Origin of the sequence: Pseudomonas sp. Ag1 (genome assembly GCF_000278565.1) — a bacterium.
Lineage (GTDB): Bacteria > Pseudomonadota > Gammaproteobacteria > Pseudomonadales > Pseudomonadaceae > Aquipseudomonas.
In genome coordinates this window covers 1-22,087 of the sequence record NZ_AKVH01000050.1, presented here as the reverse complement: position 1 = coordinate 22,087, position 22,087 = coordinate 1, and the positions used below count along the sequence as shown (strand labels likewise).

Below are 22,087 nucleotides of genomic sequence, written 5' to 3'. Positions count from 1 at the left end.
TCAACCACTTGCGCTTCCGATCTCTCGTTAGCGGGAGGCGAATTCTACAGCGTTACACGCTGCTGTCAACACCTCTTTTTCTCCGCTTTCGACCGAGAAGATCGAAACGTTAATAGAGCCAAACAACACCGCTCCATCAACTCCTTCTGGGCCTCGATGATCTGAAGCAGCTCGCTGTCGAAACCTACATAACTCWTTGTTTACCAAGGAGTTTTCCGTTTCGACTGCGCCGGAAGTGGGGCGAATTATAGACTTCCAGAATCTGCCGTCAACCCTTAATTCAGCTTTTCTATCAATCCATCCCCACAATCACGGAATTCGTCTATATAGGAAGGAACCCTTAACCAACTGAGCAATATATTGCCCAACGCTCGACAGTTAAGCATCATAGCCACTCGGTTTCTTTCAATACGACCTCGGACGAATACCCTCAATGACCACTTCCCCGCGTAGCCTGGCTTCGACACTGTTTCCGGTCGGCCTGCTACTCATTGCCATGGCCTCTATTCAATCAGGCGCCTCACTCGCCAAAAGCATGTTCCCCATCGTGGGCGCCCAGGGCACCACCACCCTGCGCCTGATTTTCGCCAGTGTGATCATGCTGCTCCTTTTACGCCCATGGCGCGCCAAGCTGACAGCCAAGTCGTTGCAGACGGTGATCGTCTACGGGATGGCGCTGGGGGGAATGAACTTCCTCTTCTATATGTCGCTGCGTACCGTTCCGCTGGGAATCGCAGTAGCCCTCGAATTCACCGGCCCGCTGGCAGTAGCCATCTACGCTTCGCGACGCGCCGTAGACTTTCTCTGGATAGCCTTGGCGATTGTCGGACTTCTGCTATTGATCCCAGTGGGCGAAGCCAGCAGCGGCATTGACCTCACAGGCGCCGCCTATGCACTCGGCGCAGGTGCGTGCTGGGCACTCTACATTCTGTTTGGCCAAAAGGCCGGCGCCGACAATGGCGTTCAGACTGCGGCCCTCGGCGTAATGATTGCAGCGTTGTTTGTTGCACCGATAGGTATCGTCCACGCGGGCGCCGCACTCCTCACACCCTCGCTGATCCCGATCGCCATTGGTGTCGCGGTTTTATCCACCGCCCTGCCCTACACCCTGGAGATGGTCGCCCTGACTCGCCTGCCAGCCCGCACGTTCGGAACCCTGATGAGTATCGAACCCGCGTTCGGCGCCCTGTCCGGGCTGTTTTTCCTTCAAGAGCATTTGTCCCTGGCGCAATGGCTGGCCATCACCTGCATTATCCTGGCCTCGGTGGGTGCAACCCTGACCATGCGTAACGAATCAAAACCACTCGTTCCAGCCGATTGATTCAGGATTTGACGTAGCTATGGCATTTGCCGCTCAATTAGGCCATGTTTAGGTCGTAACCCAGTGTCATTCATGGAGATTTTCGATAAGGACATCATGAACGCTACACTCGAGAGCGAGCAAAGCCAGCTTCGTGCACTTAAGCGAGGCGGCTATTAAGGATAGTAATGAAGCGAATTTTGATGCTGTTCATGATTGTGGCAATCGCAGGTTGTGCCGCGACCACCAAGACCGAAGTAAAACGGGGAAAGAAGGGCCTGCATATCAACTGCTCAGGCCTGTCCTCTTCCTGGGACCAGTGCTACGCCAGTGCAGCTAATTCGTGTGGCGCCAAAGGCTATAAAGTCATCGCCAAGTCGGGGGACAACGCCGAAGACCCAGGCGACTACCCGTTCGGTCTTAACCCCGCCGGCTACACAAGCCGAAGCATGATTGTCATCTGCAAGTAACTGTCGATGACCTCACAGCCTCGACAGCTGCTGGCTGAGCACCTCGTAGTTCGATGACAGGACCTGTGCCTGCACCTGCGGGTCGACCATCATCCGTGCCACCACCAGGGCGCCGATGCATTGCGACAGAATCGACCACGCCAGGGCCTCGCTGCCCAGTGTTGCTGCCCACCCCACCTGCAATCGGCAAATCCAATCCTGCGCCTGTTGACGAACGGCCACATCAGATCGCGCAATCTCCGCCCCCAGGCTCGGCAACGCACATCCGGCTTCGGATTGCTCCACATGGGCCATGCTCAGGTAGAACTTCAAACAGCGATCCAGCCGCTCACGGCTTTGCACCCCGTCGCCATTCAATCGCTCAAGGCTGTGGCTCAATTCACGCTCGACAATCGAACTGAACAATTCATCCTTCGAAGCGAAGTGGCTATAAAACGCACCGCCACTCAAGCCAATGGCCTTCATCAAGCCATCCACCCCGACACTGGCAAAACCCTCTTTCTTCGCCAGTGCCGCACTGCTGTTCAGAAGCTTTTCCCTGGTTTGCTGCTTGTGACTAGCCGAATATCGCATCGCTTCCTCCACTGTGCTGTCAGCTTGACGCCTGCTGGATCGTAGCATAACGTTCGTTTGGCAAACGATCGTTTACTAAAGGATCTCCCATGACGAACAACAAGAAAATCGTACTGGTAGTGGGTGCCGGCGATGCCACAGGTGGTGCCATCGCCAAGCGTTTCGCCCGTGAGGGTTACGTCGCCTGCGTCACCCGGCGCAGCGCCGATAAACTGCAACCCTTGGTGGATAGCATCCACGCAGCAGGTGGCGAGGCGCATGGCTTTGCCTGCGATGCCCGCAAGGAAGAAGACGTTATCGCGCTGATCGAGCGGATTGAAACCGAGCTGGGCCCCATCGAAGCCTTCGTGTTCAACATCGGCGCCAATGTGCCGTGCAGCATCCTGGAAGAAACCGCCCGCAAGTACTTCAAGATTTGGGAGATGGCCTGTTTCTCAGGCTTCCTCAACGCGCGGGAAGTGGCCAAGCGCATGGTCACCCGTAACCGCGGCACCATCCTGTTTACCGGTGCCACGGCCGGGTTGCGTGGAGCCGCCGGCTTTGCCGCGTTCGCTGGAGCCAAACACGGGATCCGTGCACTGGCGCAAAGCATGGCTCGCGAACTGGGCCCACGGAATATCCACGTCGCCCACGTCGTCGTGGATGGCGCCATCGACACCGACTTCATCCGCGACAACTTCCCGCAAAAATACGCCCTCAAGGATCAGGACGGCATTCTCAATCCGGACCACATCGCCGATAACTATTGGTACCTGCACAGCCAGCCCCGGGACGCCTGGACCTTCGAGCTGGACCTGCGCCCCTGGAATGAACCCTGGTAAGCGCGCCCCATAACAATAAACTGCGAGTATCCAGCATGAGTAAAACAGTAGAATTTTTCTTCGACCTCGGCAGCCCTGCCACCTATCTGGCCTACACCCAACTTCCAGGCCTGTGCGCTGCAACCGGCACCCAGCTGATTTACAAGCCAATGCTGCTGGGCGGGGTGTTCAAGGCCACCGGCAATGCATCACCGGCCACCGTTCCCGCCAAAGGCCGCTACATGTTCCAGGACCTGGCACGCTACGCCCAGCGCTACAACGTCCCGCTCAAGTTCAACCCGCACTTCCCCATCAATACATTGACGCTGATGCGCGCTGTCACCGGTGTCCAAATGCGCCAACCCGAGCGTTTTCAGGATTTCATCGATTGCCTGTTCCGTGCCCTTTGGGTAGAAGGCCGTCACCTGGGTGATCCTGCTGTGGTGGCTGCGGTGCTGGCTGAACACGGCTTTGATCCCGAAGCAGTCCTCGCGTTGACGAATGACGATGCCGTCAAGGCCACCCTCAAGGACAATACCGAGCACGCCATCCAGCGCGGCGTATTCGGGGCACCTACGATGTTCGTCGACGACCAGTTGTTTTTCGGCCAGGACCGCCTGGAGTTTGTCCGCGAAGCGCTGAGCTAGATTTCAATCACCAGACGCCCTTGAGCGCCGCCGGCGAGTAACTCGCAGGCGGCGTTTGCCGAGTGCAGGTCGAATTGACGCCCGTCGAGAATCGGCGTGAGCTTCCCGTCATCAATCAACTGCGCCGCCTCGGCAAGGATCTGCCCGTGGTGCTCCCGCCCCTTGCCCGTCAGCATCGGCAGCAGGGTAAACACCCCGGAGTAAGTCGCCCCGCGAAACGACAACGGCGCCAGGCTATGAGAACCCCAGCCAAGACAACTCAGCACATGCCCGTGATAAGTCCTGGCCGCCCGGAAGGATGCATCCAGCGTCGGCCCGCCCACCGTGTCATACACAATGTCAAAACCTTCGCCCGCCGCGTGCAAGGCTACATACTCCTCGACGGTGTGCTGTTGGTAGTCGATAAACGTAGCGCCCAGCCCCTCGATCAACGCCCGCTGCCTGGCTGAACCGGTCGCAAACACCTCGGCGCCAAATGCATTAGCCACTTGCACGGCGACATGTCCTACACCACCCGCACCGCCCTGAATCAGTACTTTATGCCCCGGGCCTACATGCGCACGGTCCACCAGCCCTTCCCATGCGGTGATCAGCACCAGCGGCAATGCCGCGGCTTCGCGCATGCTCAGGGTCACGGGTTTTCTCGCCAGCAAGCGCGCATCCACCACGGCAAACTCCGCCAACGAACCCTGGAGGCCGCCCACTCCCGTCGCCAGGGCGTACACCTCGTCGCCCGCCTTCCACTCGTTGATACCCGGGCCTACCGTCTCGATGATCCCCGCCAAGTCCAAGCCAATCACAGCCGGCAACGGCTGACGGGCATGGGCCGCCTCGCCTGCTCGAATTTTCCTATCCAACGGGTTGAGGCCACTGGCCTTGATCTTCACCAGCACCTCACCATCCCCAGGCGTCGGCCTTGGAATCGTTGCCAGCCGTAACGGCCCATTCGCCACATCCACCACCAGGGCGTGCATTTGAGTTGTATCAGTCATGGTCGCGATCTCGATTCATCAGGAAGTGATCACCATGATGTGCCCGGCCACTCATGCCGATAAGACGCCAAACGGCTATAGTGGCCATGCTCATTTGGCATGAATCGGTAGCCCCATGGATAAGCTCAACGCAATGGCCATTTTCGTTCGAGTGATCGAGCGCGGGAGTTTCTCTGCGGTTGCCCGGGAGATGCAGACCACTCAGCCCACTATCAGCAAAGTACTGCGTGCACTGGAGACAGAACTGGGCGGCAAGCTGATTTCCCGCAGCACCCGCAAACTCTCCCTGACAGACGAAGGCCAGCGCTACTACAGCCATTGCCGACAAATCCTCGCGGCGGTGGATGCTGCAGAACACAGCTTCCAGTCCGGCAAGGAGGCTGTCGCCGGTCCGTTACGCATTGGCTCGTCGGTGAGCTTCGGTCGCCTGCACATCGCCTCACGCCTGGCGGGATTTCTCGATCGATACCCACAGGTACAGGTTGACCTGCAACTGAGCGATCAAAATCAGGACCTGGTCAGCGAAGGCCTGGACGTTACCCTGCGCATCGGCGAGTTGCGCGACAGCGGCCTGATCGCCCGGCAGATCGGCACTACTCACCGGGTCACCCTCGCCAGTCCGGCCTATCTGGCCAAACACCCGGCGCCGCAAACACCGCAAGAGCTGGCCCGGCACAATTGCCTGCTGTTCAACCTGCTCAGCAGCCAGAACCAATGGGTCTACGAAAAGGACGGGACGCGGCACAGCGTCAAGATCAAGGGCAACGCCCAGAGCAATAACTCCGAGGCTATACGCGAGATGGTATTGGCGGGGCACGGCATTGCGCTGTCGCCCCTGTGGTTGTTCTTTGATGACCTGAAGGCCGGCCGGGTGGTCGCCTTGCTGCAGGACTACACCCCGCAGTCGCTGCCGATTCATGCCGTTTCGGCACCCAATCGCCGCCAGTCCGCCCGGGTCAAAGCGTTTATCGACTACATGGCCGATGCCCTGACCCAGGCGCCCGAACTGCAGCCCCTCAGATAGCGGCCGTACGCACCTGCAACCATTCCAGTGCCGCGCCACTGAGCAGCGGGCTCAGGCGCTCAAGGACTTGCGCGTGGTAATCGTTGAACCACTGGCGTTCTTCCACCGTCAGCAACGACGGCTCCAGGCAACGGGTGTCGATCGGGCACAGTGTCAGTGTCTCGAACTTGAGGAACTCGCCAAACTCGGTCTTGCCCGCTTCACGGTTCAACACCAGGTTCTCGATGCGCACACCCCAGCGGCCCGGACGGTAAGTGCCGGGCTCGATGGAGGTAATCATGCCGGCCTGCATTGCCGTTTGCGGCGCCGCGACGGCTTGGTACGCGATCACCTGCGGGCCTTCATGCACATTGAGGAAATAGCCGACGCCATGACCGGTACCGTGGCCGTAGTCCACACCCTCGGCCCAGATCGGCGCACGGGCGATGGAGTCCAGCAGCGGCGAAAGAATGCCCTTGGGGAAATGCGCGCGGGACAACGCGATCACCCCCTTCAGCACCCGCGTGCAGTCGCGCTTCTGCTCTTCGCTTGGCGTCCCGATAGGCACCATCCGCGTGATATCGGTCGTGCCGCCCAGGTATTGGCCACCCGAGTCGATCAGCAGCAAGCCATCGCCCTCGATCAGCGCGTGTTCTTCCTCGGTCGCGTGATAGTGCGGCATCGCGCCATTGGCGTTGAATGCGGCAATCGTATTGAAGCTCAGCGACACATAACCCGGACGACGGGTACGCGCTGCCGTCAGGTGCTCATCAATGGTCAGTTCGGTGATGCGCTCACGGCCCAACGCGCTGTCGAGCCAGGCGAAGAATTCGCACAAGGCCGCGCCGTCCTGCTCCATGGCCTGGCGAATGTGCTCGGCGTCCGCCAGGCTCTTGCGCGATTTGGCCAAGGTGGTCGGGTTAAGCCCCTCGATCAGCGTGACGCCACTGCCCAGGTTTTCCAGCAAGCCGGCGGTCACCCGGGCCGGGTCGACCTGCACACTCGCGCCCGAAGGAATGTCCTTCAACGCCGCTGCGACTTCGCTGTAATCGCGCAGGGTCACGCCATCCTGTTCCAGCACCGCGCGAAGCTCGGCGTCGACTTTGCTCAGGGCCACAAACAGCGTCGCCTGCTGCTGGCCGATCAAGGCAAACGAGACAAACACCGGGTTGAACGAAACGTCGCCACCCCGCAGGTTAAAGAGCCAGGCAATGTCATCCAGGGTCGCGATGAAATGCCAGTCGGCCCCCTTTTCCTTCAAGCTGGCACGCAGGGCTGCGAGCTTCTCGCCACGGCTGACGGTGGCCTGGGGTGGCAGATGTTGATAGATCGGTTGGTTCGGCAAGGTTGGACGGTCTTGCCAGACTTCATTCAACAAGTCGATATCCGTGCGCAAGCGTGCACCACGTGCCTCCAGCTTGCTGCCCAGGGTGCGCGCCGAGGCCACGGCCATGACCGCGCCATCAACGGCCACCACGCCGCCTTCCGGCGTCTGCTCCGCGAGCCATTCCAGCGGCCCGGGCTGGCCGGGTTGCAGCTTGACCAACTCGATGCCACTGCCCTTGAGCTCCTTGGTCGCCTGTTCCCAATAGCGGCTGTCTGCCCATACACCGGCAAAATCCGCAGTAACAATCAGCGTGCCCACCGACCCATGGAAACCCGACAACCACTGACGGCCCTGCCAGTAACCCGGCAGGTATTCGGACAAGTGCGGGTCCGCCGACGGCACCAACAGGGCATGAATGCCCTCGCGGCTCATCAGTTCGCGGGTGTGCGCCAGGCGCTGGGGAACCGTTCCATGGGTCAAAGGCTGTGTGCTCATCGTGTCTCCTGCTAACCACTAATAATTGTTATGGGGTCAAACGGCCCAGAAAGCCGGTGCGCTGGCCAGTGCGGCCTTGATCAGCTGTACCGCCTGATCGATATCCTGCTCGGTGGTAAACCGCCCGAGGCTCAAGCGAATGGTGCGACCTGCGCTGCGGGCATCATGGCCCAGCGCCAGAAGCACATGGGACGGTGCATTGCTCGCCGAATTGCAGGCCGAAGTGGCCGAGAAGGCAATGCCCGCGCTCAAGGCGGCGGAATTGAACTCGCCTTCGCTGAACGTCAGGCTCAGGGTGTGGGGAATGCGTTGGGTAAGGCTGCCATTAAGGCGCACCCCGGCAATTGTATTCAGCTGTTCCAGCAGGCGCTCGCGCAAGGCAACGATGGTCGCCTTTTCTTCAGCAAAGGACGCTGCCGCCAGGGCAAACGCGGTACCCATGCCGGCAATCTGGTGAGTTGCCAGGGTGCCCGAACGCAAACCACCTTCATGGCCACCGCCGTGAATCTGCGCCAGCACTTTCTGCTGCGCACGTGGGCCGACGTACAACGCGCCGATACCCTTGGGACCATAGAGTTTGTGTGCGGAAAATGACATGAGGTCCACTGGCCATTCGGCCAGGTCAATCTCGACCTTGCCTGCGCCCTGCGCCGCATCCACGTGAAACAGCGCGCCATGCTCGCGCACGCGTGCGCCAATCGCCCGGATATCGTTAAGAGTGCCCAGCTCGTTGTTCACCAGCATCAGCGACACCAGGAAGGTGTCCTCACGCAATGCTTCGCTCACCGCCTCGACACTGATCAAACCCTCGGCGTCCGGCACCAGGTACGTCACGGCAACCCCGGCTTCCTGCAACTGGCGAGCGGTGTCGAGCGTGGCCTTGTGTTCAATCTGGCTGGTGATGATGTGCCCGCCGGCCACGCCGCGCGCCTGGGCAACGCCCTTGATGGCGAGGTTGTTGGACTCGGTGGCACCGGAGGTCCAGACAATCTGTGCCGGCTCGGCGCCGACCAACTCAGCCACCTGGCCCCGTGCCCGCTCAACCGTTTGCCGGGCCTGTTGGCCGAACGCGTGGGAACTGGACGCAGGGTTGCCGAAGTTGGCATTGAAGCCCAGACACTCAACCATCACCTGGATGACCCGCTCATCCACCGGCGTGGTGGCGGCGTAGTCGAAATACAGCGGACGTTTATTCATGACGTTAAAGACTCGCAGAGCAGGTTCCCGAGAACAACGTCTCAGGGGCCGCAATCAGGAAGGAAGATGGTTTACCTGATCCCGTGCCGTTAAAGAAAGACCACTTTATTTAAAAGTGCGTAGGAACGCTCCTGAAATTCAGCTTAACAGGCTCCGGGAAACGGATGGCAAACAAAAAGCCCGAGGTTCCTGTGGGAAACCTCGGGCTTTTCAGACCTCGCCACTGACTCAACTGGGGCGACCGTGCAGCGTCATGCTGCGCTCGGCATTCATCTCACCCTGACGGTCGAAACCGAAGGTGTTCCGTGGCTGGCCGGTCAGTTCGGCTTTCTTCTGTTGGTATTCATCAAATGACAGGCCTCGACGGCTCAGGGCTTCAAGCGCCAGTTCCTTGCTCTCCTCGGCCGAGTAGCCACGCAGTTCGGGCGACGAATGCGTCGCACAACCGGCAAGGACTGAGGTGACAAGCAATACGGAAATGGCGAGAAAACGGTTCATGGCGAAGGTCCTGCGAAACGGGCTGAAGTCAATGAGTACAGGCTACTCCCGCCCCTGCACGGTGAAAAATCATCAGCCGTGATAGTCGCTATCAACCTTTGCGACACTTCTGATAGTCGCGCCTTATATTCCATATAGGTCTATAAATATGGAAATACGTTCATTTACGGAATAAACACAACCCTCTATAAATGGCCTCAACACTCACGCCACTGTTCGCCTGGCAACTGTTGCCCAGGCAACAGTCATTCAACAAAACACCAGGCAGACAACACCACCATTTTCCAACACCTGGCACAGAGGCCACGCCAGTCAAGGGCTGCACAGCTTGGTACAGCTCTTGCTCAAGCCCTGCTACTGCTCTTGCCCTGAGCCACTGTTGAAAAAGGAACTGTTGATGACCCGTCCACTGAATGTCGTTGCCCTCTCCGGCGGAACCTGGCGTCCGTCCCGCACCCTGGTGTTGACCCAGGCGGTGCTGGCCGAACTGGCCGATCAATTGCCGATCCAGGCCACCCTGATCGAATTGGGCGACATTGCCCGGCCGCTGGGCGGCGCACTGTCCCGCCAGGAATTGCCCGCCGACGTCGAAGCGCAACTGCAGGCCATCGAACAGGCCGACCTGCTGATCGTTGCCGCCCCGGTGTATCGCGGCTCCTACCCCGGCCTGCTCAAGCACCTGTTCGACCTGGTCGACCTCAACGCCCTGATCAACACCCCGGTGTTGCTGGCGGCCACCGGCGGCAGCGAACGCCACGCCCTGGTACTCGATCACCAGTTGCGCCCGCTGTTCAGTTTCTTCCAGGCCCTGACCTTGCCCATTGGCGTGTACGCCACCGAGGCCGATTTCACCGATTACCACATAACCAGTGAGCCCTTGAAGGCCCGCATTCGCCTTGCTGCAGAACGCGCCGCGCCGTTGTTTGCCGCGCATCCCACCTCTCTGCTGAAAATCGCTTAAGGATTTGTCATGGATGTTTTCTGGTTTCTGCCTACACACGGTGACGGCCACTACCTGGGCACCACCCAGGGCGCTCGCCCGGTCACCCTCAACTATTTGAAACAAGTCGCCCAGGCCGCCGACAACCTCGGCTACCACGGCGTGCTGATTCCCACCGGCCGCTCCTGCGAAGACTCCTGGGTGATTGCCTCGGCACTGGTGCCGTTGACCGAACGCCTGCGTTACCTGGTGGCGATTCGTCCGGGGATCATCTCGCCAACCGTCTCGGCCCGCATGGCCGCCACCCTCGACCGGCTGTCCAATGGCCGCCTGTTGATCAACGTGGTGACCGGCGGCGACCCCGACGAAAACCGCGGCGACGGCAGCTTCCTCGATCACAGCGAACGCTACGAAGTGACCGACGAATTCCTCAAGATCTGGCGCCGCGTGCTGCAAGGCGAATCGGTGGATTTCGAAGGCAAACACCTGCGCGTGCAGAACGCCAAGGCACTTTACCCACCGGTGCAGAAGCCATATCCACCGCTGTACTTCGGCGGTTCCTCGGACGCTGCCCACGACCTCGCCGCCGAACAAGTCGACGTGTACCTGACCTGGGGCGAACCACCGGCCGCCGTCGCCGAGAAACTCGCCGACGTGCGTGAGCGCGCCGCCCGCCACGGGCGCACCGTCAAATTCGGGATTCGCCTGCATGTGATCGTGCGCGAAACCGAAGAAGACGCCTGGAAAGCCGCGGCCAAACTGATCGAGCACATCAGCGACGAGACCATCGCCGCCGCGCAAAAATCCTTCTCGCGCTTTGACTCCGAAGGCCAGCGGCGCATGGCCGCCCTGCACGACGGGCGCCGCGACAACCTTGAGATCGCCCCCAACCTGTGGGCCGGCGTCGGCCTGGTACGTGGCGGCGCGGGCACGGCCCTGGTGGGCAACCCTCAGCAAGTCGCCGAGCGCATCAAGGAATACGCAGACCTGGGCATCGAAAGCTTCATCTTCTCCGGCTACCCGCACCTGGAAGAGGCGTATCGCTTTGCCGAACTGGTGTTCCCGCTGCTGCCGGAACCCTACGCCAGCCTGGCCGGGCGCGGCGTCACCAACCTCACCGGACCGTTCGGCGAAATGATTGCCAACGACGTCCTGCCGGCAAAAGCCAAGGCCTGACCTGCCGTCTGCCGGGGCACGCCCCGGCACACCATGAGGAATACCGCGTGACAGCCAAACCCAACAGCGTCCTGCCCTCACCCTTGCAGACCGCCAAACTGCTGGCCGCCGAATTTGCCCTCACTGCCGTCGAACGCGACGAGCGCGGCGGCACACCGAAGACCGAACGTGACGCCCTGCGCCAAAGCGGCTTGCTGGCCCTGAGCATTCCCACCCAGTACGGCGGCCTCGGCGCCCGCTGGAGCGAAACCCTGGAGATCGTGCGCGAATTCGCCAAGGTCGACAGCTCCATCGCCCACGTCTTCGGTTTTCATCACCTGATGCTCGCCACCGTTCGCCTGTTCTCACGCCCGGAGCAATGGCAACCCTGGTTCGAACAAACCGCGCGCAAGAACTGGTTCTGGGGCAACGCCCTCAACCCGCTGGACACGCGCACGGTGGTCAAAGCCTACAACGGCTGGCGCGAATTCTCCGGCAAGAAGAGCTTTTGCTCCGGAGCCAGCGACTCGGAAATGCTGATCGCCTCGGCGGTGGATGAAAGCGCCGGCGGCAAGCTGCTGATCGCGGCCATCCCCAGCGGGCGCAGTGGCATCACCCTGCACAATGACTGGAACAACATCGGCCAGCGCCAGACCGACAGCGGCAGCGCCAGCTTCGAACGGGTACGCGTGGAAGAGTCGGAATTGCTCCTCGATCCCGGCCCGCTGAGTACGCCCTTCGCCTGCCTGCGCCCGCTGATCGCTCAACTGACCTTCACCCATATGTTCCTCGGCATCGCCGAAGGCGCGTTTGCCGAAGCCCGGAATTACACCCTGACCGAAACCCGGCCCTGGCATAAATCCACGGTGCAGGACATTCGCCAGGACCCGTACGTGCTCAACCACTACGGCGAATTCTGGGTCGCGCTGGAAGGCGTGCGCCTGCTGGTAGAACGCGCCGCCGAACTGCTGGACCAGGCCTGGGCCAAGGGCCCGAGCCTCAGTGAAAGCGAGCGCGGCGAGCTGGCCATCGCCATCGCCACGGCCAAGGTCGCTGCCACCCGCAACGGCCTGGAGCTGTGCAGCCGCCTGTTCGAAGTCACCGGCGCGCGCTCCACCCACGCCTCGCTGCGCCTGGACCGGCACTGGCGCAACCTGCGCACGCAAACCTTGCACGACCCGGTGGACTACAAGCTCCACGAACTGGGGGACTGGGCGTTGAACCAGTCCCTGCCGATTCCCACGTTCTACTCCTAGAAGAGGTGCCCATGCAGCTTTTAACCTTACCGCCCTCGCCCGCTCTTGCGACCTCGATCCGCGCCACGGCCCAGGTCTTCGAAGACCCCAAATCCCAGGCGCTGCTGGCGCACATCCAGCAAGTCGCGCCCAGCGAAGCCAGCGTGTTGATCATCGGCGAAACCGGCACCGGTAAAGAGCTGGTGGCGCGCCATATCCACAACCTCAGCGCCCGGCGCAACCGGCCCTTCGTGGCCGTGAACTGCGGCGCGTTTTCCGAATCCCTGGTGGAAGCCGAGCTGTTCGGCCATGAAAAAGGCGCCTTCACCGGCGCCCTCAGTGCCAAGGCCGGCTGGTTCGAAGAGGCGGACGGCGGCACCTTGTTCCTCGATGAAATCGGTGACTTGCCGATGGCGATCCAGGTCAAGCTGCTACGGGTACTGCAGGAACGCGAAGTGGTGCGCCTGGGCTCACGCAAAAGCATTCCCATCGACGTGCGGGTATTGGCGGCCACCAACGTTCAGTTGGAGAAAGCCATCAATGCCGGGCATTTCCGCGAAGACCTGTACTACCGCCTAGACGTGGTCAGCCTCGAACTCAGCCCCCTGCGGGATCGGCCCGGTGACATCCTGCCACTGACCCGGCATTTCATCGAAGCCTACAGCCAGCGCCTGGGTTACGGCCCGATCACCATCAGCCGCGAGGCCGAGCAGAAACTCAAAAGCTACAGCTGGCCGGGCAACATCCGCGAGCTGGAAAACGTGATCCACCACACCCTGCTGATCTGCCGCAACGGGGTGATCGAGCGCGACGACCTGCGCCTGTCGAACATGCGCATCGAGCGTCAGGACGACAGCCAGCACGGCACCGACAACAGCGCCGAAGCCCTGCTGGAACGCGCCTTTCAAAAGCTCTTCGAGGAACAGGCCGGGGCCCTGCATGAAAAGGTCGAGGATGCGCTGCTGCGCGCCGCCTACCGCTTCAGCCATTACAACCAGGTGCACACCGCCAACCTGCTGGGCCTGAGCCGCAACGTCACACGTACCCGCTTGATCAAGATCGGCGAGCTGGCGGTGAACAAGCGACGCCCCGGCGAAAACGTACAGGGCGAGCGCATGCTGCACCTGTCAATTTAGGCGGCAGTGCAGAGCGTTGTCATGGCTGCGCTCGATGCTGCGCAGCACCTGGAACGAACCGAAGGTCACTGCCGTGGCCTGGTGGGCGCGGATCAGCGTCCAGAAGTCTTCCTCACCGTGCTCAAAACACTTGAAGGCCGCTTCCCCCTCCTCGCGGGAGCGCCATTGCAGGTAGCTGAGCACCCGGCGCCCATCATCGCTGACCTGCACGCTGGCATTGATGAAGCCGCCATGGCCCTGGGCCAGGCGCTCGCTTTGCGATGACAGGGCCGCCACCAAAGCCGATTGCTGCTGAGGCTCGATGTGGAATTCGACCATCTGGGTAAAACTCAGACTCTTCTCTAATACCTGCATGAACATTCCCCTCTCACTGTAGGCACAATCTTGCGATTCGATGCCACGCAGGGTAAAACCTCTAGTTAAGTCAAGGTCAAGGGCTTTTTCATGGTCACCAAAGAACTCACCGTCGGCCAACTGGCAGCCCGCAGTGGCGTGGCGGTTACCGCGCTGCACTTTTATGAAACCAAGGGGTTGATCAAGAGCCACCGCAACGCCGGCAACCAGCGGCGCTATCCGCGGGATGTGTTGCGCCGGGTGGTGGTGATCAAGATTGCCCAGCGTTTGGGCATTCCCCTGGCGACGATCCATGACGCGCTGCAAACCTTGCCCGATGGCCGCACGCCCAACGCTGCCGATTGGGAGCGCCTGTCTGCGCTATGGCGTGAGGACCTGGACCAGCGCATCGAAAAACTGATGTTGCTGCGGGACAAACTCAACGGCTGTATTGGCTGCGGGTGCCTGTCGCTGGAGGCGTGCCCGCTGCGCAATCACGACGACGTACTGGGTGAGCGCGGGCCTGGGGCACAACTCTTGGAGCCGTCCACATAATGGCGGGGTAAAACTCGATCAATGTGGGAGCGGGCTTGCTCGCGAAAGCGGGGTGTCAGTCGCCAGATGCAGTGGCTGATCCACCGCCTTCGCGAGCAAGCCCGCTCCCACACAAGCCCGCTCCCACATTTTGATCGCCGTCAGACTTAGAATCCCGGGGCAATCTGGCCTTTATAGCGGGTCAGGATGAACTGGCGCACTTCATCGGAGTTCAACGCCTTGGCCAGTTTCTGGATGCCAGGGTCATTGATGTTGTCCGGGCGCGCGACCAGGTACTCCACGTACAGGCTCTTGCCCTTCTCGACGATCAACGCGCTGTTGGTGTCGATCCCTGCTTCCAGGGCGTAGTTGGCAAACACGAACGCCAGGTCCACCTGGCTCACCGAGCGGGCCAGCAACGCACCTTCCAGTTCACGAATTTTCAGGTGCTTGGGGTTTTCAACGATATCCCGCGGCGTGGCCAGGGTGTTGCTCGGGTCCTTGAGCTTGATCAGGCCGGCTTCGTCCAGCAGCACCAAGGCGCGGCCAGTGTTGACCGGGTCGTTGGGGATCGACACTGTCGCGCCGTCTTTCAACTCCGAGATATTTTTGATCTTGGTCGAGTACGCGCCGAAAGGCTCGATGTGCACACCGACCACCGGCACCAGGTTTGTATTCCGGGTCTTGTTGTAGTCATCCAGGAATGGCCGGTACTGGTAGTAGTTGGCGTCGATGTTCTTCAGCGCCAGTTGCTGGTTGGGCTGGATGAAATCGGTGAAGACCTTGATTTGCAGGTCCACGCCTTCCTTGGCCAGCACCGGCTTTACGAACTCGAGGATCTCGGCGTGAGGCACGGGCGTGGCGCCGACGACCAGCGTCTCGTTGGCAAAGGCATTGAAGGACAAGACAGCGGCCAAGATGGCCAGGGATTTTTTCATGGTTGCTCCGAAGGCATTAGTTATAGGAATCAACGGCGGCTGTAATGCGCCACCAAACGGTCACCGGTCATCTGCAGGGCCTGCACCAGCACCAACAGCAGCAACACGGTGACCACCATCACGTCGGTCTGGAAACGCTGATAGCCGTAGCGGATAGCCAGGTCGCCCAGGCCACCGCCACCAATCACCCCGGCCATGGCGGTGTAGTCCACCAGCACAATCGCGGTGACAGTGACCGCTGCCAGCAGCCCGCCCCGGGCTTCCGGCAACAGCGTGTGGCGGATCACCTGCCAGGTGCTGGCGCCCATGGATTGGGTGGCCTCCACCACGCCACGGTCGACTTCGCGCAAGGCGGTTTCCACCAGCCGCGCAAAGAACGGCGTACAGCCCACCACCAACGGCGGAATCGTACCGGCCACGCCCAGGGAGGTGCCCACCAGCAGGGTGGTCACCGGGATCAGCACAATCAGCAGGATGATGAACGGCAGCGAGCGCAGCACGTTGACCACCACCGACAGCGCCCGATACACCACTAGGGTTTCGTGCAACTGGCGCTTGCCGGTGAGGAACAACAGCACCCCCAGCGGCAACCCCAGCAGCACGGTAAAACCCAGGGCCGCGCTGAGCATGCTCAGGGTTTCCAGGCAGGCTTGGCCGATGTCGGCCCAATAGATGTTTTTAAACAGCTCGGCCATGGGTCAAGACCAATCGTGACGCGGTGGCTTGGCGCCGTTGAGCAGCCAGTTGCCCACCACGTGATACTTCCAGCGCACCGGGTCATGCAGGGTATGCACCCGTGCATTGCGCCAGTGACGGTCGAAGTTGTGCTTCTTCAGGGTGGAGCGGGTGCCGCCGAGTTCGAAGAGCTTGTTGCTGGCTTCAATGGCGATTTCAGTGGTCAGTACCTTGGCTCGCGCGACAGCCAGGGAGGCGTGGGCAACGTTGTCTTCATCGGGTGCCGGGCGCGCGGCGTCCAGGGCCTTTCCGGCCCGCTCCAGCAAGGCTTCCGCCGCTTCCAGGCGAATATCCAGCGCGCCGACCTGGATGATAGTCAGCGGGTCTTCACTGGCGTTTTCCACCCCGGCATCGATCCATGGACGGGCGAATTGCCGGACGAACTGCACCGTGTCACGCAACGCGGCACGGGCGATGCCGGCATCGATGGCGGCGGTGGTCAATTGAGCGAAAGGCCCGGCCAGGGTCGGCGAATCGTAGGAGCGATGGGTAGGAAACAGATTGAACGCCGGCACCTTCAAGCCTTCGGCCAGCACCGTGCCGCTGGAGGTGGTGCGTTGGCCCATGCTGTCCCAGTCGTCGACCACCACCAGGCCTTCAGTGCCGCGCGGCACGAACGCCAATTGCGCATTTTGCTGTTCATCCAGCGCCAGCACCGCCAGCCAGTGGGCATACAGCGAACCGGTGCAATAACCCTTGCGACCGTTGATCACATAGCCATCGCCTTGCCGGCGAATGGTCGCCTGGATGTCCTGGACGTTCTTGCCGCCGGTTTCCGACAGCGCATTGGCAAACCGATGCCCTTCCAGCGCCAGGCCAAAAAAGTACGCCTGCTGCTCGGGCGTGCCTTGCAGGCGGATATCTTCCAGCAGGCAGTAATGGTTCTGCGGGATTTGCCCCAGCGAAGGGTCGGCCGCCGAGATAATCGCAATCACCTGGGCCAACACCGCGTATGACACCTGGGCACCACCAAACTCGCGGGGCACGCTGATGCCCCACAGACCGCTGTTGGAATACAGGTCGACGACCTCCGCAGGCACCTGGCGGGTGCGATCGCGCTCGGCGTCCTGTTCCAGCAACACGGCAGCGACTCGGCGGGCAACGGCCAGTGCGTGGGCCTCGTCGCGGATCAACTCGGCGTGGGGCGTGTGAATCGGGTAATCGGCAGATACAGGCAGTACAGACATACAACGCTCTCGGGCGAATGGTTTGCCAGAGGCATTGCAGCTTCTGTGCCTGAGGCGCCTGGCCTTCAAACACAAGGGTTTGCTCCCGATATACGCGCGGCAGACCGCCCTTGGCGCAGCAAACTGCCGGTTTGCTGTTGCCTGGGCAACACCTCGTCGGCTGCCCGCAAGCCACGGCGCACGTGGCCTATAGTGAAAAAGCCGTCCCTCCACAACCACCATCAAGGAGAACGATATGAGCGTTAAACCCATTCCCGAGGGCTACCACAGCATCACGCCGTACCTGGGCATCGACAAAGCCGCTGAAGCCATCGAGTTCTACAAACGAGCCTTTGGTGCCACCGAAGTCATGCGCCTGGACATGCCCGACGGCAAGATCGGCCATGCCGAACTGCGCATTGGCGATTCGGCGATCATGATGGCCTCGCCCTGTGGCGAAATGTCGTTCGGCAGTCCGGGAAAAGAACACCCCAGCGTGTGCCTGCATCTCTATGTGCAAGATGTCGACCAACAGTTCGCCCAGGCCATCAAGGCCGGCGGCACGGCGATTTCAGAACCCAAGGATCAGTTTTACGGTGACCGTTCCGGGACGCTGAAAGACCCCTTCGGGCATGTGTGGTTCCTGGCCACGCGCAAGGAGGACTTGACCGAGGCGCAAGTTCGCCAGCGGGCCGAGGCGTTGTTCAAGCAAGGATGAAGTCGCCTGGGCGACGCAACCCAACGGTAGGAACTGGCTCGCCTGCGATGGCATCACCTCGGTGCGACTGATACACCGAGTTGCCTGCATCGCAGGCAAGCCAGCTCCCACCATTGACCTGCACTGCCTGAAAGATCGGGCTTCAACACACTTCATGAACAACCCCTCCACGCTTTCCCCCTTGCCCCGGGCGCCGTGTGATTTCAGGATGCAAGCAATCATCACAAGGAGTCATTCCATGTTCGCCGGATTCCAAAAAGACCAGCGCCACGTCAACGGTGTGGACATCAGCTACCGCAAAGGCGGCGCGGGTCCCGGCCTGCTCCTGCTGCACGGGCACCCGCAGACCCACGTCATCTGGCACAAGGTCGCCGAGCAACTGGCCGAACACTTCACCGTGGTCGCCGCCGACCTGCGCGGTTATGGCGACAGCAGCAAGCCCGCCGCCATTGACCATCACACCAATTATTCAAAACGTGAAATGGCCCGCGACGGCGTCGAGCTGATGAAAGCCCTGGGCTTCGACGAGTTCTCGGTGCTGGCCCACGACCGTGGCGCCCGCGTCGCCCATCGCCTGGCCCTGGACCACCCCAAGGCCGTGCAGCGCATGGTGCTGCTGGACATCGCACCAACCCTGTCCATGTACGCCCAGACCGACGAAGCCTTTGCCCGCGCCTACTGGCACTGGTTCTTCCTGATCCGCCCGGCGCCGTTGCCCGAGAGCCTGATTGAAGGCAACCCGGAACTCTACCTGCGCAGCGTCATGGGCAGCCGCAGTGCCGGGCTCAAGCCGTTCACCGATGAAGCCTTCGCCGAATACCTGCGTTGCCTGAAACTGCCCGGCACCGCCACCGGGATCTGCGAGGACTATCGCGCCGCCGCTGGCATCGACCTTGAGCACGACCGCGCCGATATCGACAAGGGCAACCACCTGGAGTTGCCGCTGCTGGTGATGTGGGGCGCCGAAGGCACCGTCGGGCGCTGCTTCGAACCCCTCAAGGAATGGCAGAAAGTCGCGACCGACGTACGTGGCAAGGCACTGCCGGCCGGCCACTACATCGCAGAAGAAATCCCTGAAGTGCTGCTCGGCGAAGTCCTGACCTTCCTTCGCTGAGCCTTTATGAACCGCTGACCTGACCGATCCCGCCCCGCAGGCTTGAAACAGCCTGCGACGGGATCTGCTTGCCCAAAAAACGTCTCGAGATAATAAAAATGACAATCAGAAAACTGCTGGGAACCCTGTATGTGCAGGTGATCATCGCCATTGTGCTGGGCGTGTTGATCGGCAACCACTGGCCTCAGGTGGGCATCGACCTCAAGCCGTTGGGCGACGGGTTTATCAAGCTGATCAAGATGATCATCGGCCCGATCATCTTCTGCACCGTGGTCTCCGGCATCACCAGCATGCACGACGTGAAGCAGGTGGGCCGCGTCGGCGGCAAGGCGCTGCTGTACTTTGAGATTGTCTCCAGCATCGCCCTGGTAATCGGCATCCTCGCCGCGCACCTGCTGCACCCCGGCGTGGGTTTCAATATCGACGTGAAGACCCTCGACACCTCCGCCATCGCCGGTTTTGTCGGCCAGGCCGAACACGGCGAAGGCGTCACCGGGTTCCTGATGCATGTGATCCCCACTACCTTCTTCGACGCCTTCTCCAAAGGCGAAATCCTCCCGGTACTGTTTGTATCGGTGCTGTTTGGCCTCGGGCTGGTGATGATCGGCGAGAAGGGCCGGCCCCTGGTCGGCGTGATCAACCAGGCCAGCGAAGTGTTCTTCCGCATCGTCGGGATGATCAGCCGCGTCGCGCCGATCGGGGCCTTCGGGGCCATCGCCTTCACCATCGGCAAATACGGCCTGGGCTCGCTGCTGCCGCTGTTGAAACTGGTGGGCACGTTCTATGTCACCGCGTTTTTCTTCGTCGCCGTGGTGCTGGGCAGCATCGCCCGGTATGTGGGGTTCAGCATCTTCAAGCTGCTGACCTACATCAAGGCTGAACTGTTGATCGTGCTGGGCACCAGCTCCTCCGAATCTGCGCTGCCGCAACTGATCCAGAAACTTGAAAGCCTTGGCGCGTCCAAAGGCGTGGTGGGGATCGTGGTGCCCACCGGCTACACCTTCAACCTGGACGGCACCAACATCTATATGACCCTGGCGGTGCTGTTCCTGGCCCAGGCGACCAATATCGACCTGACGCTGGAGCAACAACTGACCCTGCTGGCGGTGGCGATGCTTACCTCAAAAGGCGCCGGTGCGGTGGTGGGCGCAGGTTTTGTCGCGCTGGCCGCCAGCCTCGCGGTGGTGCCGACGGTGCCGGTGGCGGCGATGGTGCTGATCCTGGGTGTGGACCGGTTCATGGCTGAATGCCGCTCACTGACCAACATCATCGGCAATGCCGTGGCGGCGCTGGTGGTGGCGGCCTGGGAAGGTGAACTGGATCGCGAGAAAATGGCGCCCATCGCCCTCAAGCACGGCCGCCATGCACGGGCCGCCGCCCAGGCGAAGATCGCCGCCGAGTAACCCTTAAACACCAATCCCCTGTGGCGAGGGAGCTTGCTCCCGCTGGGCTGCGCAGCGGCCCCAAGATCTTTGGGAGCGCTACGCACTCCAGCGGGAGCAAGCTGCCTCGCCACAGCAAGCTCCCTCACCACAGAAGCTCCCTTGCCACAGCAAGCGCCCTCACCACAGAAACTCCTTCGCCATACCGGTGCTATTCTGGCGGTTCATGCCGCCATGCCTGTTTCTGATGAACAACAAGAAAGATACCGTGCCCCTACCTGAAGACCTGCGGGTATTCCTGACCGTGATCCGCAAGGCCGGCTTTGCTGCGGCTGCCGACGAGCTGGGTTTGTCCCCGGCCTACGTCAGCAAGCGTATCCAGATTCTCGAAACCACCCTCGCCACCCGCCTGCTGCACCGCACCAGCCGCCGTATCGCCCTGACCGAAGACGGTGAGCGCGTGCAGCGCTGGGCCGTGCGGATTCTCGAAGACTTCCAGCAGTTGTCCGACGAGCTTTCCGACGCCCACGACAGCCCGCGCGGCCACCTGCATTTGTGCAGCAGCTTCGGTTTCGGTCGTAACCATGTGGCACCGGCCTTGTCGCTATTGGCCGAACAATACCCGGACCTGGAGATTCGCCTGGACCTGTTCGACCGGGTGGTCGATATCGTCAGCGAGGGTTTCGACCTGGAGATTCGCGTGGGCGACGACATCCCCGGGCAACACATCGGTCGCCGGCTGGTGAGTAACCGGCGGGTGCTGTGTGCGGCGCCCGCCTACCTCGAACGCCGTGGTGTGCCGCAGCACTTGAGCGACCTGGAACAGCACGACTGCCTGGTGCTCAAGGAGCGCGACAACGCGTTTGGCATCTGGCACCTGGAGCGCGATGGCGTGCAGGACAGCGTGCGCGTGCGCGGGCCGTTGTCGTCGAATAACGGCGAGATCGTCTTGCAATGGGCCCTGGACGGGCGCGGCGTGTTGCTGCGTTCGATGTGGGATGTGAAGCCGCTGCTGGAGCAAGGGAAACTGGTGCAGGTGCTGCACGACTACACCCAGAGCGCCAACGTGTGGGCGGTGTACCCGACGCGGCTGGCCTACTCCGGGAAGTTGCGGGCGTGTGTGGAGTTTTTGCAGGAGCACTTCAAGGGGTTGTCGATTTAGCGTGCCGGGTTTGCGTACATATCCGTTGCTGCGGTAACGGCCGCTGACGGTTCTGCTCTTACAGCGGCCTACCGGCCGGCTTGAGTGTTGTAGAGCAAAAAGCCAAATCAAAAGCGGGCACGGTCCAAATGTGGGAGCGGGCTTGCTCGCGAAGGTCGTTAACGATGACGCGGGCATTCTGGATGAACGCGGCGCTCTCAGGTTTTTCGCGAGCAAGCCCGCTCCCACAGAAAAGCA

At 61.2% G+C, this 22,087-nt stretch carries 23 protein-coding genes; 14 read left to right on the top strand and 9 right to left on the bottom strand.

The annotated features are described in order from the left end of the window. The first annotated feature begins 433 nt into the window (after positions 1-433). Positions 434-1,321 carry a threonine/homoserine exporter RhtA gene (gene rhtA, locus A462_RS30285; protein WP_003210146.1) on the top strand — a complete coding sequence of 296 codons (888 nt, stop codon included), beginning with the start codon at positions 434-436 and terminating at the stop codon, positions 1,319-1,321. Between the two features lie 167 nt (positions 1,322-1,488). Then, complete coding sequence (locus A462_RS30290; RefSeq protein WP_003210144.1) at positions 1,489-1,770, top strand: hypothetical protein; 282 nt, start codon at positions 1,489-1,491, stop codon at positions 1,768-1,770. Between the two features lie 12 nt (positions 1,771-1,782). Here A462_RS30290 and A462_RS30295 read toward each other — a convergent pair whose 3' ends face one another. Next, entirely contained in the window at positions 1,783-2,343 is a 561-nt protein-coding gene (locus A462_RS30295) for a TetR/AcrR family transcriptional regulator (protein WP_008430866.1), read from the bottom strand. 89 nt (positions 2,344-2,432) lie between these two features. Between A462_RS30295 and A462_RS30300 the strand changes: the two genes are divergently transcribed. Together A462_RS30300 and A462_RS30305 are read left to right on the top strand one after the other, a co-directional pair. Beyond that, a complete protein-coding gene (locus A462_RS30300; RefSeq protein WP_003210139.1) occupies positions 2,433-3,164 on the top strand; it encodes an SDR family oxidoreductase in 732 nt (243 codons plus the stop codon). A 35-nt stretch (positions 3,165-3,199) separates the two neighbouring features. After that, positions 3,200-3,790 carry a 2-hydroxychromene-2-carboxylate isomerase gene (locus A462_RS30305; protein WP_008430864.1) on the top strand — a complete coding sequence of 197 codons (591 nt, stop codon included), beginning with the start codon at positions 3,200-3,202 and terminating at the stop codon, positions 3,788-3,790. Here the strand turns inward: A462_RS30305 and A462_RS30310 are convergent. After that, complete coding sequence (locus A462_RS30310) at positions 3,787-4,782, bottom strand: zinc-dependent alcohol dehydrogenase family protein (RefSeq protein ID WP_032898629.1); 996 nt, start codon at positions 4,780-4,782, stop codon at positions 3,787-3,789. The two genes, A462_RS30305 and A462_RS30310, sit on opposite strands and share 4 nt — an antisense overlap. 115 nt (positions 4,783-4,897) lie before the next feature. Between A462_RS30310 and A462_RS30315 the strand changes: the two genes are divergently transcribed. Further along, on the top strand, positions 4,898-5,806 hold the full coding sequence (locus tag A462_RS30315) for a LysR family transcriptional regulator (RefSeq protein WP_008430860.1): 909 nt from the start codon (positions 4,898-4,900) through the stop codon (positions 5,804-5,806). On the opposite strand, the gene A462_RS30320 is transcribed toward A462_RS30315, so the two are convergent. The 3 genes from A462_RS30320 to A462_RS30330 all read right to left on the bottom strand — a co-directional run bounded on the left by A462_RS30320 (position 5,799) and on the right by A462_RS30330 (position 9,302). Then, complete coding sequence (locus A462_RS30320) at positions 5,799-7,607, bottom strand: aminopeptidase P family protein (RefSeq protein WP_008430859.1); 1,809 nt, start codon at positions 7,605-7,607, stop codon at positions 5,799-5,801. The genes A462_RS30315 and A462_RS30320 overlap by 8 nt on opposite strands. Positions 7,608-7,643: 36 nt before the next feature. Continuing rightward, on the bottom strand, positions 7,644-8,804 hold the full coding sequence (locus A462_RS30325; RefSeq protein ID WP_008430857.1) for a cysteine desulfurase family protein: 1,161 nt from the start codon (positions 8,802-8,804) through the stop codon (positions 7,644-7,646). A 228-nt stretch (positions 8,805-9,032) separates the two neighbouring features. Further along, positions 9,033-9,302, bottom strand: a complete 270-nt coding sequence (locus A462_RS30330) for a hypothetical protein (protein WP_008430855.1) — start codon at positions 9,300-9,302, stop codon at positions 9,033-9,035. A gap of 397 nt (positions 9,303-9,699) precedes the next feature. Here A462_RS30330 and msuE point away from each other — a divergent pair, with 397 nt between their 5' ends. The 4 genes from msuE to A462_RS30350 are packed head-to-tail and all read left to right on the top strand — an operon-like array spanning position 9,700 to position 13,768. After that, on the top strand, positions 9,700-10,263 hold the full coding sequence (msuE, locus tag A462_RS30335; protein WP_003210131.1) for an FMN reductase: 564 nt from the start codon (positions 9,700-9,702) through the stop codon (positions 10,261-10,263). A 9-nt stretch (positions 10,264-10,272) separates the two neighbouring features. Then, a complete protein-coding gene (ssuD, locus tag A462_RS30340; protein ID WP_003210130.1) occupies positions 10,273-11,418 on the top strand; it encodes an FMNH2-dependent alkanesulfonate monooxygenase in 1,146 nt (381 codons plus the stop codon). 47 nt (positions 11,419-11,465) lie between these two features. Then, positions 11,466-12,653: an acyl-CoA dehydrogenase family protein gene (locus tag A462_RS30345; RefSeq protein ID WP_003210129.1), complete on the top strand. Its 1,188-nt coding sequence runs from the start codon at positions 11,466-11,468 to the stop codon at positions 12,651-12,653. An 11-nt stretch (positions 12,654-12,664) separates the two neighbouring features. Continuing rightward, complete coding sequence (locus tag A462_RS30350; protein ID WP_003210127.1) at positions 12,665-13,768, top strand: sigma-54 interaction domain-containing protein; 1,104 nt, start codon at positions 12,665-12,667, stop codon at positions 13,766-13,768. On the opposite strand, the gene A462_RS30355 is transcribed toward A462_RS30350, so the two are convergent. Beyond that, positions 13,760-14,122, bottom strand: a complete 363-nt coding sequence (locus A462_RS30355; protein WP_032898632.1) for an antibiotic biosynthesis monooxygenase — start codon at positions 14,120-14,122, stop codon at positions 13,760-13,762. The two genes, A462_RS30350 and A462_RS30355, sit on opposite strands and share 9 nt — an antisense overlap. Positions 14,123-14,212: 90 nt before the next feature. Between A462_RS30355 and soxR the strand changes: the two genes are divergently transcribed. Further along, positions 14,213-14,656, top strand: coding sequence for a redox-sensitive transcriptional activator SoxR (gene soxR, locus A462_RS30360; protein ID WP_008430848.1), 444 nt, complete (start codon positions 14,213-14,215; stop codon positions 14,654-14,656). Positions 14,657-14,802: 146 nt separating this feature from the next. Here the strand turns inward: soxR and A462_RS30365 are convergent, their stop codons facing one another. From A462_RS30365 to A462_RS30375, 3 genes are read right to left on the bottom strand one after another with little or no spacing between them, the layout of a single operon-like run. Then, entirely contained in the window at positions 14,803-15,573 is a 771-nt protein-coding gene (locus A462_RS30365; RefSeq protein WP_003210120.1) for a MetQ/NlpA family ABC transporter substrate-binding protein, read from the bottom strand. 29 nt (positions 15,574-15,602) lie between these two features. Further along, positions 15,603-16,268 (bottom strand): methionine ABC transporter permease, encoded by a 666-nt coding sequence (locus tag A462_RS30370; protein WP_008430846.1) that lies wholly within the window; start codon positions 16,266-16,268, stop codon positions 15,603-15,605. Between the two features lie 3 nt (positions 16,269-16,271). Beyond that, positions 16,272-17,495 (bottom strand): SfnB family sulfur acquisition oxidoreductase, encoded by a 1,224-nt coding sequence (locus tag A462_RS30375; protein WP_003210116.1) that lies wholly within the window; start codon positions 17,493-17,495, stop codon positions 16,272-16,274. Between the two features lie 235 nt (positions 17,496-17,730). Here A462_RS30375 and A462_RS30380 point away from each other — a divergent pair, with 235 nt between their 5' ends. The 4 genes from A462_RS30380 (at position 17,731) to A462_RS30395 (ending at position 21,850) form a co-directional block, all read left to right on the top strand. Continuing rightward, positions 17,731-18,192 (top strand): VOC family protein, encoded by a 462-nt coding sequence (locus tag A462_RS30380; protein ID WP_003210114.1) that lies wholly within the window; start codon positions 17,731-17,733, stop codon positions 18,190-18,192. 238 nt (positions 18,193-18,430) lie between these two features. Continuing rightward, positions 18,431-19,306, top strand: a complete 876-nt coding sequence (locus tag A462_RS30385) for an alpha/beta fold hydrolase (RefSeq protein ID WP_008430843.1) — start codon at positions 18,431-18,433, stop codon at positions 19,304-19,306. Positions 19,307-19,404: 98 nt separating this feature from the next. Beyond that, positions 19,405-20,709, top strand: coding sequence for a C4-dicarboxylate transporter DctA (gene dctA / locus A462_RS30390; RefSeq protein WP_003207293.1), 1,305 nt, complete (start codon positions 19,405-19,407; stop codon positions 20,707-20,709). A gap of 226 nt (positions 20,710-20,935) precedes the next feature. Continuing rightward, the gene (locus tag A462_RS30395) at positions 20,936-21,850 is read left to right on the top strand and encodes a LysR substrate-binding domain-containing protein (RefSeq protein WP_173883068.1); all 915 of its coding nucleotides are present in this window, start codon (positions 20,936-20,938) and stop codon (positions 21,848-21,850) included. Positions 21,851-22,087 lie beyond the last annotated feature (237 nt).